This is a genomic window from Xanthobacter sp. (assembly GCF_041911315.1).
Taxonomy (GTDB): Bacteria; Pseudomonadota; Alphaproteobacteria; order Rhizobiales; family Xanthobacteraceae; genus Xanthobacter; species Xanthobacter aminoxidans.
On record NZ_JAYRPE010000041.1, the window covers coordinates 101,573 to 115,538 of the forward strand.

At 69.6% G+C, this 13,966-nt stretch carries 10 protein-coding genes; 5 read left to right on the forward strand and 5 right to left on the reverse strand.

Annotated features, from left to right (window positions below; translation table 11 throughout):
• Positions 1 to 340: 340 nt before the first annotated feature.
• The 3 genes from ACE3QW_RS13195 to ACE3QW_RS13205 all read left to right on the forward strand — a co-directional run bounded on the left by ACE3QW_RS13195 (position 341) and on the right by ACE3QW_RS13205 (position 6,444).
• Entirely contained in the window at positions 341 to 4,711 is a 4,371-nt protein-coding gene (locus ACE3QW_RS13195) for a hypothetical protein (RefSeq protein WP_029558650.1), read from the forward strand.
• A gap of 131 nt (positions 4,712 to 4,842) precedes the next feature.
• Positions 4,843 to 5,835 (forward strand): P1 family peptidase, encoded by a 993-nt coding sequence (locus ACE3QW_RS13200; RefSeq protein ID WP_374251807.1) that lies wholly within the window; start codon positions 4,843 to 4,845, stop codon positions 5,833 to 5,835.
• A gap of 84 nt (positions 5,836 to 5,919) precedes the next feature.
• Complete coding sequence (locus ACE3QW_RS13205; protein WP_029558652.1) at positions 5,920 to 6,444, forward strand: hypothetical protein; 525 nt, start codon at positions 5,920 to 5,922, stop codon at positions 6,442 to 6,444.
• Here ACE3QW_RS13205 and ACE3QW_RS13210 read toward each other — a convergent pair.
• Positions 6,432 to 7,952: an FAD-dependent oxidoreductase gene (locus ACE3QW_RS13210; protein ID WP_374251808.1), complete on the reverse strand. Its 1,521-nt coding sequence runs from the start codon at positions 7,950 to 7,952 to the stop codon at positions 6,432 to 6,434. The two genes, ACE3QW_RS13205 and ACE3QW_RS13210, sit on opposite strands and share 13 nt — an antisense overlap.
• A 189-nt stretch (positions 7,953 to 8,141) precedes the next feature.
• Between ACE3QW_RS13210 and ACE3QW_RS13215 the strand changes: the two genes are divergently transcribed.
• Together ACE3QW_RS13215 and ACE3QW_RS13220 are read left to right on the forward strand one after the other, a co-directional pair.
• Positions 8,142 to 8,663, forward strand: a complete 522-nt coding sequence (locus ACE3QW_RS13215; RefSeq protein ID WP_024278884.1) for a histidine phosphatase family protein — start codon at positions 8,142 to 8,144, stop codon at positions 8,661 to 8,663.
• Between the two features lie 2 nt (positions 8,664 to 8,665).
• Positions 8,666 to 10,132 carry a YcjX family protein gene (locus ACE3QW_RS13220; protein ID WP_374251809.1) on the forward strand — a complete coding sequence of 489 codons (1,467 nt, stop codon included), beginning with the start codon at positions 8,666 to 8,668 and terminating at the stop codon, positions 10,130 to 10,132.
• Between the two features lie 39 nt (positions 10,133 to 10,171).
• Here ACE3QW_RS13220 and ACE3QW_RS13225 read toward each other — a convergent pair whose 3' ends face one another.
• The 4 genes from ACE3QW_RS13225 to ACE3QW_RS13240 all read right to left on the reverse strand — a co-directional run bounded on the left by ACE3QW_RS13225 (position 10,172) and on the right by ACE3QW_RS13240 (position 13,750).
• On the reverse strand, positions 10,172 to 10,810 hold the full coding sequence (locus tag ACE3QW_RS13225; RefSeq protein WP_374251810.1) for an ABC-type transport auxiliary lipoprotein family protein: 639 nt from the start codon (positions 10,808 to 10,810) through the stop codon (positions 10,172 to 10,174).
• A 7-nt stretch (positions 10,811 to 10,817) separates the two neighbouring features.
• Entirely contained in the window at positions 10,818 to 11,741 is a 924-nt protein-coding gene (locus ACE3QW_RS13230) for an MlaD family protein (protein ID WP_374251811.1), read from the reverse strand.
• 92 nt (positions 11,742 to 11,833) lie between these two features.
• On the reverse strand, positions 11,834 to 12,640 hold the full coding sequence (locus tag ACE3QW_RS13235; RefSeq protein WP_024278880.1) for an ABC transporter ATP-binding protein: 807 nt from the start codon (positions 12,638 to 12,640) through the stop codon (positions 11,834 to 11,836).
• Between the two features lie 6 nt (positions 12,641 to 12,646).
• A complete protein-coding gene (locus tag ACE3QW_RS13240) occupies positions 12,647 to 13,750 on the reverse strand; it encodes an MlaE family lipid ABC transporter permease subunit (RefSeq protein ID WP_374251812.1) in 1,104 nt (367 codons plus the stop codon).
• Positions 13,751 to 13,966 lie beyond the last annotated feature (216 nt).

Sequence of the window (13,966 nt, forward strand, 5' to 3'; positions counted from 1 at the left end):
TTGATCGGACGGCTCGCGCACCCCGGCCTGATGGCCGCGGCGGGGCCGCTTTCCGGCCACTGGCTATAGCGGCTTGCCTCGCGCCGCACCAGCGTGGGCGCCGATTGTCGCGCGTCCCGCCCGTGCGAACCGAATGGCCAAGCCCAAGCCAAGCCGCTCGATATTAACGATATCTTCATTAATGCGGCCGGGGCGGTTCAAACGGAGCCGCGGCCTGTCTAGGATAAGAAACGGTAAACCATCTTCGTCCGGCATGGCCGGATGACGGGGCGTGTACGGGTATCGGAGCCTTGGGCGGCATCACGCCGGGGCACCGAAAGCGGGCAGAGGCGACAGCGAGATGAAGAACCCGAAGAAGATCCAGGACCCGACCGAGGCGGCTCTGTCGGCCATCCAGGAGGCTCTGACGCTCGAGCTCGACAATGCCGAGGCCAATGCGGCTGCGGCCAAGGGGGGCGAGGCGCCCCTGCCGCCTGATCGCGGGACCCCGCTGGATCGACCGCCCGCGCCCGAACGTGTTCTCTCCGGTCCCGGACCGCAGCGTGAAGGCCGCCCCATCAACCGCCGGCCGCGTCCCCCCGAGGGTGGCGAAGTTCGCGTCGACGGCGGCCGCCGCGAGGGCGCGCCCCGCCCCCGCAGCGAAGCCGAGCGCCGCGCCGCCAACGACGACCGCCAGCCCATCGGCCAGCTTCTCGGCCAGTTGCAGAAGAAGGCGCCGGTCGTGCCCTTCTACTGGGCGACCGGCGCCTCGCTCGTGTGGATCGTCATCGGCATCATCTTCGCCTACACCGTCCATCATAGCCTGATGGCAAGCTCGAACGGGCTCCAGTCGCTCGGCGACTCCCCGGCCCTGCTCGGCATCTTCGCCGGCATCCTCATTCCCCCGCTCGCCTTCTTCGGCATGGCCAGCATCGTGCGCCGGTCCTTGGAACTGCAGGGCATCGCCCGCTCCATGACCGAGGTCGCCCTGCGCCTCGCCCAGCCGGAATCCATTGCCACGGAAAGCGTTGTCACCGTCGGTCAGGCGGTGCGCCGCGAGGTCGCCGCCATGGGCGACGGCATGGACCGCGCCGTCGCCCGCGCCGGCGAGCTGGAATCCATGGTGCGCGCCGAGGTCGCCACCCTGGAGCGCGCCTATGAGGAGAACGAGACGCGCATCCGCACGCTGATCGACGACCTGCAGGCCGAACGCCACAACATCCAGATCGAGACCGAGCGCCTGCGCGAGGGCATCATCGCCGCCGAGACCGTGCTCTCCAGCGAGGTGAAGGACGTCGCCTCGCGCATCCACACCACCATGATGGAAGCGAGCGAGCAGGTCACCGAGATCCTCGGCCAGAAGGGCGAGCACATCACCGCCGCCCTCGCCCGCGTCGGCGACAGCATGATCGACAGCCTCACCGCCAAGGGCGGCGAGCTGATCGACCGCCTCCAGCTCACCGGCTCCGACATCCGGCAGGATCTGTCCGAATCCGGCGATCTGCTGGTGGAAACCCTGCGGTCGCGCACCGACGACCTTGCCTCCAACCTGCTCGCTACCACCACCGACGTGTCGCAGCTGGTCGAGCGCTGGGGCGACGAGGTGAACAACAACATCGACCGCCTCAAGCAGGGCATCACGGATACGCTGGCCGAAAACGTCGGCCGCTTCGCCGACGACATCGACGTGCGCGTGGCCGAGGTGAACTCCGCCTTCCGCGCCACCAGCGAGAGCGCGGTGGTCGAGTTCTCCACCCGCGGCGGCGAACTCGTCCGCAAGCTCGAGGAGACCGGCGAGCGCGTCGCCGAGACGCTGGCCGTGCGCGGCACCGATCTCGCCGACCGCATCGAAGCCACCGGCAACCGCATCTACGAGGCCGTCGCGGTGCGCGGCGAGGATCTCCAGCAGCGCCTGTCCGAGACCGGCGAGCGCATCACCTCCTCGCTCGACCGCTCCAGCAACCAGGTGGTCACGGCGCTCGTGGACAAGGGCAACGAGGTCACCGCGTCCCTCAACGGTGCCGGCGAGGACATGACCGAGCGCCTGTCGCGGGTCGCCACCGAGGTCACGCAGGCCATCGGCGCCCGCGGCTCCAAGGTGACCGAACAGTTCCGCGAGACCGCCGACATCCTGGTGGCGACCATCGGCACCAAGAGCGACGCCATCAAGGAAATGCTCACCGCCCGCCTCAAGGCGATGGAGGAGACCATCACCGTGCGCGGCGCCGAGCTCGCCGACCGCATGCAGCACGATGCCGCCCACCTTGCCCGCGCCATGCAGGACGGCGTGAAGAACTTCGACACCACGGTGAAGGTGCACGCCCCCGAGCTGGTGGACCAGATCACCCACCGGGTGGCGCTGGTGAACGAGAACCTGCGCCTCGCCACCTCCACGCTGGACGAGCGCCTGTCCGCCACCACGGACACGGTGGCGACCATCATGGACCAGCGCTTCTCGCGCATCGAGCAGACGCTGGACCAGCGCGCCCAGAGCCTGACCGAGACGCTCGCGACCCGCACGGTCAACTTTGCGCGCACCATCGCCGAAGGCACGAAGAACGCCACCGAGTCCCTCGACAAGTCGGTGGAGACGCTGGAGAACTTCTTCGCCACCCGCTCCAAGGCGCTGGGCGAGGTGCTCACCGACCGTGCCGATGCGGTGAACCGCAACATCGGCGTGCGGGCGCAGGAGATCGCCTCCGTGCTCGACGGCCGCGTCCATCGCATCGAGGAGCTGGTGCTCGGCCGCCTCGATGGCGTCGCCACGTCGCTGGAAGTGCGGGGCACCGCCATCGCCGACGCCCTTGTCGGCCGCATCGAGACCGTCTCCGGCTCGCTGCGTGCCGAGGCGAGCGAAGTGGAGCGCTCGCTCACCACGCTGTCGAGCAACGTCAGCCGCACCCTCACCGAGCATTCGGAGAAGGTGGCGGACAGCCTCGGCACCCGCCTGACCGAGATCGCCCATCTCATCGACGACAAGAACGGCACCTTCCTGTCCGCGCTGGAGCGCACCAGCCAGCGCGCCGTGTCGGAGATCACCGCCACCAACAGCGCCCTGCGCACGGACGTGGGCGTCATCATCGAGCGCCTCGACGACGCCAACTCCACCTTCCAGGGTGCCCTCACCCAGGCGGTGTCCCACCTCGACGCATTCGCGGGCACCTTCGCCCGCCAGGTGGAGAGCTTCGGCGGCGCCGTCTCGGGCATCGCCCTGAGCGCCGACGCCACTGCCGAGCGCTTCCAGTCCCAGATCGGCTCGCTCAAGGAAGTCTCGACCACCGCGCTGGCCCAGATGTCCTCCCTGTCCGAGCGGCTCGAACAGAACCGCCGTCTCATGGACGAGGCGACCCAGACGCTCGCCTCCACCCACGACCAGGTGGACAGCACCCTCGCTGCGCGTCGCGAAGCGATGGAGCAGCTCGCCCGCTCCCTCGCCCAGCGGGTCGGAGACGTGGAGAGCCGCCTTGCCGCCTTCCACACCATGCTCGACGAGACCTATTCGGCCTCCCAGAAGCAGGCCAGCGAGATCGCCAGCGTCATCGCGGCGGCCACATCCGGCTCCACGGAAGCGGTCGCGCAGCAGCTCGCGCTGGTCCGCACGGCTGCCGACGCCGAGCGCGAGCGTTCCGCCGCAGCCCTGCGCGAAACCTACGAGGTGGCGCTCAACGACGTGCACACCCTCTTCGGCGAGACGGGCAACCGCTTCACCGCCGTCGCCACCGATCTCAAGCGGGTGGCCGAGGATGTGCAGCAGGCCATCACCCTCGCCCGCGAGGAGATGAAGCGCGGCATCCTCGAACTGCCCGCGGAGACCGAGGCGAGCGCCGCCACCATGCGCCGCGCGGTCGCCGAGCAGATCAAGGCCCTGGCCGAGCTCAACGAGATCGTCGCCCGGCAGGGTCAGGCCCTTGATGTGGTGGAAGCGTCCGCCCGCGCCGCGCAGCAGGAGACGGCCCGCGCCTCCCGCGAGGCATCGCGTGAGGCCCCCTCCGCCCTGCGCAGCCGCCCCGAGCGCGAGCCCCGCGCCGAGAGTCCCCGCTCGGAACTCCAGCGCTCCGAGCCGGCCCGCGCCGAGGCGAGCCGCCAGGATACCGGCCGGCAAGATATCGGCCGGCAGGAGCTGACCCGCGCCGACATCAGCCGCAGCGAGACCGGCCGTTCCGAGCCGGCCCGCAGCGAAGGCGCAAGCCTGCTCCAGTCGGAGCTGCGCCGTGCCCCCGCCAACCGCCGCGCTGAACCGGCCGAGCGTCCCGCTTCCCGGCCCGCCGCCCGCACCGAGACCAACGGTGAGGAACGCGACAGCTGGCTGACCGAGCTTCTCGCCCGCGCCTCCGGCGAGCTCAATGAAGACACTCCGCGCTCCCGCCCGGCGGCCCCCGCCCCCGTGGCGGCCCCGGAGAGCCTCGACGACCTCTCCGCCGACATCGCCCGCATGGTGGATCATCAGGCGGCCGTAGAGATGTGGGACCGTCACAACAACGGCGAGAGCCATGTGTTCTCTCGCCGGCTCTACACCCTGCAGGGCCAGCAGACCTTCGACGCCCTGAAGCGCCGCTACCGCGCCGATGCCGGCTTCCGCGAGACCGTTGATCGCTACGTCGCCGAATTCGAGCGGCTCATCGATCAGGTGTCGGGCGACGATCGCGGCAGCACGCTGGCGCGCACCTACCTCACCTCCGACACGGGCAAGGTCTACACCATGCTCGCCCACGCCTCCGGGCGCCTCGACTGAGGCAGCACGGACCGGGTCTCGTCGACGAGGCTGGACGCAACAAGGACCGCGCCGGGCCAAAGCCCCCGGCGCGGTCTTTCCATTTTCGAGGCTTGCTTGCAGGGCCGGGGAAGCCGGCAGGGAAGAGCGAGATGCGCAACCTCATCACCGACGTGCCCGGCCTCCTGGTCGGCAACGCCACCGAACCGCACATCGGCACGGGCGCGACGGTCATCCTCGCGGAGGAACCGGCGGTGGCGGCGGTGGACGTGCGCGGCGGGGGGCCTGGCACGCGGGAGACCGATCTGCTCGACCCGGCGGCGACAGTGGAGCGCGTCGATGCCATCACCCTTTCCGGCGGCTCGGCCTTCGGACTTGATGCGGCCTCCGGCGTCATGGCGGGGCTCGCCGCGCGGGGGCGGGGCTTTGCGGTGGGCACCGCGCGCGTGCCCATCGTGCCCGGCGCCATCCTGTTCGACCTGCTCAATGGCGGGGACAAGGGCTGGGAGGGCCATCCGCCCTACCACCAGCTCGGCCGCGATGCGCTGGACGCGGCAGACGTGGATTTCCACCTCGGCTCGGTGGGCGCCGGCACGGGCTGTACCACGGCGACCGTGAAGGGCGGGCTCGGTTCCGCCTCGGCCATGACCGCGACCGGCCATGTGGTCGGCGCCATCGTCGCGGTCAATGCCGCCGGAAGCCCGCTGTTCGGCGACGGTCCGCATTTCCGGGCTGGCCACTATGAGCGGGGCGGCGAGTTCGGCGGGCTCGGCGCGCCGACGCATGTTCCGGATGAGGCGAGCGATCCACGGCTCAAGGGCGGCGTCTCCCGTTTCGCCACCACCATCGCCGTCGTGGCGACGGATGCGGTGCTGACCACGGTACAGGCGCGGCGGCTCGCCATCATGGCGCAGAACGGCTTGGCGCTTTCGCTGTTTCCCGTCCACACCCCGCTCGATGGCGACGTGGTGTTCGCCATGGCCACCGGCCGCAAGCATCTGGAGGCGCCGCTGCCGGACCTCGCCCGGCTCGGCGCCCTCGCCTCCATCGTGCTGGCGCGCGCGGTGGCACGCGCGGTTTATGAGGCGCGCCGTCTGCCCTTCCCGGATTGCCAGAAGAGCTGGCACGATCATTTCGGACGCTGACGCCGTTCGTCCGACGTCGGGCCGGCGTTAGCCGGATGCACGGCGCGCGGGATCGGCTATAAGCCCGGGGATCCGAGGATCCCCATGACCGCTCCCTCCACGCCCCAAGTCCCCCTCCGCAGCCCCACCCCCGGCAAGCCTGAAGGCGCGCCGCGCCTCGGCGGGGCACTGGCCTTCCTGTTCTGGTGCGCCTGCGGCATCGCCGCATTGCCGCTGGCCGGGCTGTTCACGCTGATCTCTGCGCTGGGCCTCACCGGCGCGCGCTCCGCCCTTTTCGACTCTTTCGCGGGTGCGGGCGTGGCGCAGCAAGTGCTGCGACTGGGGCTGATGCCGCAGGTGGTCTTGTTCTGCTGGGCGGTGGCCATGGTGGTGCTCACCGTGGCCCGCGCGCGCATCGCGCTTCTCGTGCTGCCGTGGGTGCTGGTGCTCTGGCTGGCGACGACAGGCTACAGCCAGTTCGCCATTCGCGACGCCATTGCTCCGGACGGCGCCGATCTCGGCGCGTTCGCGGCGCTGATGCCGGGGCTTCTCGCGCAGGCGGCGGGCGTCGCAGCCTTCTTCGGCTATTTCCGGGAAGGCGCGCGACCGCAGAGCTTCTACCGCCGCTGAGGCGGCGCCTCGTCTTCCAGCTCGCCGTGCGGCTCCACCGGCAGCCGCCTGCGCCGGCGGCCGTTTTCGGATGCAGCGCGGGTGGCAAGGCCAGATGCCCAGCCTGATGCGGCATGAAGCGCGGCCCGCGCCGCATGGCGGGAGGCCGACGCCGCCGAAGCGACGCTCCGCCGGGCCAGGGCACCGGCCGTCGACGGTGCCGGAAGGGGGGCGGGAAGGTCCGGCTCCTGCGCCGGTGCGAGGGCTGGCGTGCCCTTCTCCATATGCAGGCGCGCGGCGAGGCGCACATGCCAGAAGGCGGCAAAGCGAGCCACCCGTCCGGTCCATCCCGAAAGGCCACCCGTGGCGAAGGGCTGGAGCAAGGCGATCCTGTCGTCCCGCTCGGCGATCGCGCCCACGATCATGCGCGCAGCGAGGAAATCGAGCCCCAGCGACCCCGCACCGGGCGCAAGCGCGTACCAGACGCCGCGCTCGCCCTCATACAGCATCGGCATCCCGCCAGGATCGGGCAGGCTTCGCGCCCGCGCGCCTTCCACCAGCCCGCTGCCGACCGGATAGACCTCGGCCGCGTGGCGCCGCAACACACGCGCCGCACCGACGCGCGTCATCACCGGCAGGGCCGACTGGGCAGCGAGCGCCAGCCTATCGCCGTCCAAATGATATGCGAGCCCGGTGAGGCCAAACTCCTCGACGACGCCGGCATAAGGCACGTTGCTGCCCGGCAGCCGGAAGCCGCCCGAAACCCACGGCGCCCGTGGCAACCGGGCGACGCCCGAGCCGAGGCGGGCAAACGCCGCCGGTCCGCACACGGCGACCTGGAAGGCGCGGACCCGCTGGTTCGCCATATCGAGATACTTGCGGACGCCCTTCAGATCGACGGAAAGCGCGCCCTCCACATTGACGAAACGCACGCCGGCCGCCCGGGCCGCGTCTTCCAGCGCCGCGACGAGGGAAGCGGTGCGCACGCGTTCGGCCGGCACGACGCCGAGGCCGGCGGCAAAGGTTTCCGTGCCGAGCAACGCCGCCAGATCGTCCGCGCCGACGAAGACTGTGGTATCGGGCGCGAGTTGCTGGCGCAGCTCGTGCTCGCGATAAAGGTCTTCCGCCGCGTGGGCTCGCGCCACGGTCAGTCGCCCGCGCGGGCCGATCTCGACGCCGAGACGCTCGGCGAGGGACAGCCCCGCCTCCGCCGCCTGGGCGGAGAGAATGAGCAGCTCCTGCGCATCGTCGCGGCCGACCCGGCTGGAAAGCTCGAGGGTCGAGAGCGGAAAGCCGGGAGCCACGACGCTGTCGAGCGGCCAGGAGGGCACGGCCGCCGAAGGGCCGGCCATGGCCAGCAACACCACGTCGCGCCCGCGCCGGGCGAGATCCGCCGCCAGAACGAGGCCGGCGACATCGCCGCCGACCACGCAGACGTCGCAGTCGATGATCCGCTTGGGGCCCGCGGCGGAGCGCTCGGGCACCATCGCATCGTGCGCGGGGGGCCGGGGCGCAGACGTCTGGCTCATGAATTGGTCCAATAAGAGATGGGCAATGCTGACGCCGCCAGCTTGAGAAAGCGTTTATTTGCGGCGCTCTAATGGCGTTTGGCCGGCTATTGCGCCGGGGGGCGTGACGCTGCGGCGCGGCAGCGGTCATTGCGCTGCACAGGCCGCGTGCGCCATAAGGAGCCGCAATTCGTTGATCGGTTAGTAACCATGCGCCGTCTCATTTTGCTGCGCCACGCGAAGTCGGACTGGCCGGACGGCATCGCCGACCCGGAACGGCCCCTTGCAGCCCGTGGCCGGAACGCGGCGCCCCGCATCGGTGCCTATATCGCGCAGGAACACCTGCTGGCCGATCGCATCCTGGTGTCGCCTGCTCGTCGGACGCGCGAGACGTGGGATCTTGTGGCCGCCCGCCTGCCGCCGCCGAAAGTGGTGGCGAGCGAGCCCCGCGTCTACGACGCGTCCGCCGCCCGCCTCATGACTGTGCTGCGCGAACAGCCTAAGGACGCCCACAGCGTGATGCTGGTGGGCCACAATCCCGGCCTCGAAGACCTGGCCGAGCTGCTTGTGGCTTCGGGCCCGGCGCCCCATCTTGCCAGCATGGCAGAGAAATTCCCGACCGGCGGCCTCGCCGTCATCGACCTTCCCGTGGACGAGTGGAGCGCGACAGCGCCCGGCATCGGCCGCCTCGACCGTTTCGTCACCCCCCGCGATCTCGGCGGAAACGACTGACGATGGCGTTCTTCACGGACGCCGTGGACGATGCGCGCATCGCGCTTCAGGCCCTGGCGGATCGGGTGGAGGGCATCGCCCATCCCACCCTGCGCCTCGGCGTGACCGGCCTGTCGCGGGCGGGAAAGACCATCTTCACCACGGCCCTCATCCACGCTCTCACCAAGGGCGCGCGGATGCCCGTTTTCGAGCCGTACCAGTCCGGCCGCATCGCCCGGGCGGAGCTTCAGCCCCAGCCGGACGACGCGGTGCCGCGCTTTGCCTATGAGGGCCATCTGGAGAAGCTGGGGGCGGAGCGGCGCTGGCCCTCCTCCACCACCCGCGTCAGCGAGCTGCGCCTCGCCATCCGCTATGCCACCCGGCGCGGCAGCCTCAAGACGCTGACCCTCGACATCGTGGACTATCCGGGCGAGTGGCTGCTGGACCTGCCGCTGCTGAACATGTCTTACGCCGACTTTGCCCGGCAGAGCCTCGCCCTCGCGCGGGCGCGGGCGCGGGCGGAGGTGGCGGCGCCCTTCCTCGCGGCGGTGGCCGACGCCCCCGCAAGCGGGCCAGCCGACGAGGCGCGGGCGCGGGAGGTGGCGGCGCGGTTCACCACATATCTCGCCGCCTGTCGCAGCGAGCGGCTGGCCATGAGCCTGCTGCCGCCCGGCCGCTTCCTCATGCCCGGCGACCTCGAAGGATCGCCGGCCCTCACCTTCGCCCCGCTGGAGGTGGAGGACGCGCCCTCTCGCGCCGACACGCTAGGCGGGATGATGGAGCGGCGTTTCGAGGCCTACAAGCACGCCGTGGTGCGGCCGTTCTTCCGCAATCACTTCGCGCGGCTCGACCGGCAGATCGTGCTGGTGGATACGCTCTCGGCGCTGAATGCCGGGCCCGCCGCCCTCGCCGACCTGGAGCGGGCGCTGGACGGAATCCTCGCCGCCTTCCGCACCGGGCGGAACAGTCTGGTGAGCACCCTTTTCCGCCCCCGCATCGAAAAGGTGCTGTTCGCCGCCACCAAGGCGGACCACCTGCATCGGGCTAGCCATGACCGGCTGGAGGCCGTGTTGGGCCGTCTCGTGGAGCGGGCGCGCGAGCGGGCGCAGGACCGTGGCGCGACTCTCGATGTGGTGGCGCTCGCCGCCATCCGCGCCACCCGCGAGGCCCGCGTGCGGCGGGGCGGGCACGAGCTGGACGCCATCGTCGGCACGCCCGAGGCCGGTCAGGACGCCGGCGGCCACGTGTTCGATGGCGAGGAGGAGGTGGCGGTGTTTCCGGGCGAGCTGCCGGCGGACCCGGATGCCCTTTTCGATCCGTCCGGTGCAGGTTTCCGGGGTCTCGCCTCATCCATGGCAGGCGACGGGCAGGACGACGTGGATTTCCGCTTCCTGCGCTTCCGCCCGCCTGCGGGCATCGGCGACGCCCCCATCCCGCACATCCGGCTCGATCGGGCGCTTCAGTTCCTGCTGGCCGACCGGCTCGTCTGAACCAGCTGGCGGTTCAGGCGTCGGAAAGTCAGAAGCCGTTCAGAACTTGGTCGAAGCCCAGCGCACCATCTGCACCAGCACCTGCTCCTGCGCCTGATCGAGGGCGGCGGTGGCGGCGGGACCGGCCGATGAGGCGGCCGGCAAGGCGGCGCGGAACACCTGCGCCGCCAGAATGCGGCCGCTCTGCGTTCCGATGAGCTTGGCGGAAATCTCCACCACGGCCACCGGCCCCTGATCGGTAATGCGCAGCGCGAAGGTGCGGATGTCCGTCACCAGCGTGTAGTCGGCATTCACGCCGTCGCCGGGACGGGCGACGCGGCGCAGCTTGCTCGCATTCTCGAACGCCTGGATGGTGCGGGCGTGCAGCAGCGCCGGGAGATTGTCGCTCCACTGGGCATCGGCGAGGTAGGCGACCTGCCCCGCTCCGGGCTCCACCATGATCTTGTCGGTGTTGAGCACGGCAAGCGCCGTCGGCGCCACCACCACCAGCTGCCCGTTGCCGCTGCCGCCGGCCGTGAAGCCGCCGGGCGCCGAGAGGTTGTAGGTGGGCGTCGGGGTCGAACCACAGGCGGCGAGAGAGAGCGCGGCACCGACGAACAGGGACGCGGCAAGCAGGCGGCGCGCCAGGGAAGCGGCCTGGGTCAGCACAGCGGTACGGGAGACGGGAACGTCGCTCATGATCGGCTCATCGCCCGTATTTCGGAATGGAGTTGCCGCCGCCCAGGATGAATTGCTGAGGGTTGCGCTCGATGCCCTTGAGCACGCGGTCGATCTCGCCGAGGGTGCGGCGTCCGTCGGTGGCCAGCGCCTCGAACTGCTTCAGGCCGGGCCCGGTGAAGCGGCTGATCTCGGTGGTGAGGACCGCCGTCCGCTGATCGAGATTGTCCGCCAGCTTGCGCACGGACGTGGCAGCCTCGGTGGCCTGGTTGAGCAGGCCGTTCTTGTCTTCAGTGGCAGCCTGGAGACTGGAAACCACCTTGTCCACCCGCTCCGCCACACCGTTAAGCTGCTTCACCAGCGCGTTCGACTGCTCGATCACACTCGTCACATCGTCCGACTTGGAGGCGACCGCCTGGGCGAAGGTGTCGATGTTGTGGATGATGTTCTTGATCTCGTCAGGATTGATCGCGTCGAGAAGAAGCTCGATCTTCTTCGCGGCTCCCTGCGCGGTATTGATCAGGCCCGACATGCCGGCCCCGCCATCGGACGCGATGCGGGGATAGCCGTTCGGGCCCGGCGGCAGCGGGGGCGCTCCCGGCTTTCCGCCGCGGATCGACACCGCGATGATGCCGGTGAGGCCTTGCGACTCCAACCCCGCGCGGGCGTCGGAGAGCACCGGCACCTTGTTGTCGATGCCGATCTGGACCAGAACCTGCCCCGGCTGCCCCGGCACGAGGCCGAGGCTCGTCACCTGGCCGACAGGAATGCCGTTGAACAGCACCGAGTTGCCCTGGCGCAGGCCGGCGACCGAGCCGTCGAAGACGATCTCATAGACCTTGCGGGCCGTGGAATCGTGCGGTCCGGCGAACCAGTACACGAAGCCGAACGCGGCCGCGATGACGGCGAGCGTGAAGGCTCCGATGATGGTGTAGTTGGCCCGTGTTTCCATGCCTCATCCCGGTTCCGTTGCAGCCTGCCCCGCTTTACCGGCCCGCTCCTTGTCCTGGCGCACCGAAAGGCGCGCAATTGCCTCGATCGCGCCTAACGGCGCGCGCTCTGAACAGCCCGTGCCCGCGTGCCGTGGAAATAGGCCCGCAGCCAAGGGTGCTGTTCCGCCATCATGTCCTCGATCGTCCCCGCCGCGATCACCTTGCCGTCAGCGAGCGCCGCGATCCGGTCGCACACCGTGTGCAGGCTGTCGAGATCGTGCGTTACCATGAAAACCGTAAGCCCCAAAGTCTGTTGCAGCGTCCGGATCAGCTCGTCGAAGTCGCCCGCGCCGATCGGATCAAGGCCCGATGTGGGCTCGTCGAGAAAGAGGATTTCAGGGTCGAGCGCCAGCGAACGGGCAAGTGCCGCGCGTTTTATCATGCCGCCGGAAAGCTCGGAGGGTAACTTTTCGGCCACATCGCATTTCAGGCCGACCATCTCGATCTTGGTGAAGGCAATCTCGTCCAGAAGCCGCTGGGACAGCTTGAGATTTTCCCGAAGCGGGAACTGGATGTTCTGCTTCACCGTGAGCGAGGAGAACAGCGCGCCCTGCTGGAACAGCACGCCCCAGCGGCGCTCCAGCGCCGAGCGCTCGCGCTCGGAGAGGTCGTCGAGATTCTGCCCGAACACCTCCACCGTGCCCGAGGTCTTCGGCACGAGGCCGAGGATGGTGCGCGTCAGCACCGACTTGCCGCCGCCCGACGTGCCGACGAAACCGAGGATCTCGCCGCGGTAGACGTCGAGATTGAGGTGGTTCAGCACCACCCGGTCGCCGAATCCCACGACGATGTCGTGGACCCGGATGATGGCTTCCCGGCCGCTGGTCTGGAGTGTGGAGGGAGAGGTCTGCGCGTCCATGGCCGCTCACATGTCGATCGCGGCGAAGAACATGGCGAACACACCGTCCATGACGATCACAAGGAAGATGGCCTTCACCACCGAGGCGGTGGTGTGCTCGCCGAGGGATTCGGCGCTGCCGCCCACCCTCAGGCCTTCCATGCAGGCGACAAGGCCGATGGTCGCGGCCATGAAGGGCGCCTTGTACATGCCGACCTTGAACTGATCGAGATCGATGGCGAGCTTCAGCCGATCGAGGAACACGTCGGGCGTGATGCCGCCATAGCCCCAGGACACCAGTCCCGCGCCGAAAATGGCGGACATGGAGCCGATGAAGGTGAGCAGCGGCAAAGCGATGACGAGCGCCAGGATGCGCGGCACCACCAGCACCTCGATGGGATCGAATCCCATCACGCGCAGCGCGTCGATCTCCTCGCGCATGCGCATGGAGCCGAGTTCCGCCGTGTAGGCGCTGCCCGAGCGGCCGGCGATCATGATGGAGACGATGAGCACGCCCAATTCGCGCAGCACCAGCACGCCGACCATGTCCACGACATAGATGTCGGCGCCGAAGCGGCGGAAATTGAAGATGCCCTGCTGCGCCAGGATGCAGCCGATCAGGAAGGTGATGAGCAGGATGATGGGCACGGCGCGGAAGCCCACCCGGTCGACCTGGTTCACCATGGAGGTGAAGCGGAAGCTGCGCGGGCGCGCCACCACCCGTAGCAAGGCGGCCACGGTGGCGCCGACGAAGTTCAGAAGCGAAAGCGCATCCTTGGCGGCATTGACGACCTCGTGTCCGAAGCGCTCCAAAATGCCTTCGTGCCGGCGCTTGGGCGGCACCGGCTCGTGCCCCATGCGGGCGAGTTCGTCCAGGAGCACCCTGTAGCGCGGTGCCAGCCCGACAACCTTGGGCTCGATGCCGGCGCCCACCCACGAGCGGCGCAGCCGCTCCAGCAGCAGGGCGCCGAAGGTATCCATGCGCTCGACGGAGGCGAGATCGATCTCGACGTCCTTGGGCTTGGCATAGGAATGGGCGGTATCGTTGACCGCCTGTTCCAGCTCGTCGGCATATTCAGACGTCCACGCACCGCGGCCGGCCACGGTCAGGCGGTCGTCCTGGCTGTGCACGGAAATCAACGAGGCGTGCGGCAACGCGGCGTCTCCAAAGGCGACCGGCGCGACACGCCGGATGGTCTCAACCCCAGAACAGACTTCGGACCTTACCGTCCGCAGCCCTACCACGACACCTGCCGCGGTCAAACCGTCGCCCCGCTTGAATCCGGCAGCAGCCCAAGCCCCTGCCGAACACGCTCCCGCCCCGCAAGGCAAGAACGCAATCTAGCC

What these genes read in the sequence shown, in the direction of transcription:
- ACE3QW_RS13195 (WP_029558650.1), top strand. Translation starts at nt 341, where the DNA reads ATGAAGAACCCGAAGAAGATCCAGGACCCGACCGAGGCGGCTCTGTCG.
- ACE3QW_RS13200 (WP_374251807.1), top strand. Translation starts at nt 4,843, where the DNA reads ATGCGCAACCTCATCACCGACGTGCCCGGCCTCCTGGTCGGCAACGCC.
- ACE3QW_RS13205 (WP_029558652.1), top strand. Translation starts at nt 5,920, where the DNA reads ATGACCGCTCCCTCCACGCCCCAAGTCCCCCTCCGCAGCCCCACCCCC.
- ACE3QW_RS13210 (WP_374251808.1), bottom strand. Translation starts at nt 7,952, where the DNA reads ATGAGCCAGACGTCTGCGCCCCGGCCCCCCGCGCACGATGCGATGGTG.
- ACE3QW_RS13215 (WP_024278884.1), top strand. Translation starts at nt 8,142, where the DNA reads ATGCGCCGTCTCATTTTGCTGCGCCACGCGAAGTCGGACTGGCCGGAC.
- ACE3QW_RS13220 (WP_374251809.1), top strand. Translation starts at nt 8,666, where the DNA reads ATGGCGTTCTTCACGGACGCCGTGGACGATGCGCGCATCGCGCTTCAG.
- ACE3QW_RS13225 (WP_374251810.1), bottom strand. Translation starts at nt 10,810, where the DNA reads ATGAGCGACGTTCCCGTCTCCCGTACCGCTGTGCTGACCCAGGCCGCT.
- ACE3QW_RS13230 (WP_374251811.1), bottom strand. Translation starts at nt 11,741, where the DNA reads ATGGAAACACGGGCCAACTACACCATCATCGGAGCCTTCACGCTCGCC.
- ACE3QW_RS13235 (WP_024278880.1), bottom strand. Translation starts at nt 12,640, where the DNA reads ATGGACGCGCAGACCTCTCCCTCCACACTCCAGACCAGCGGCCGGGAA.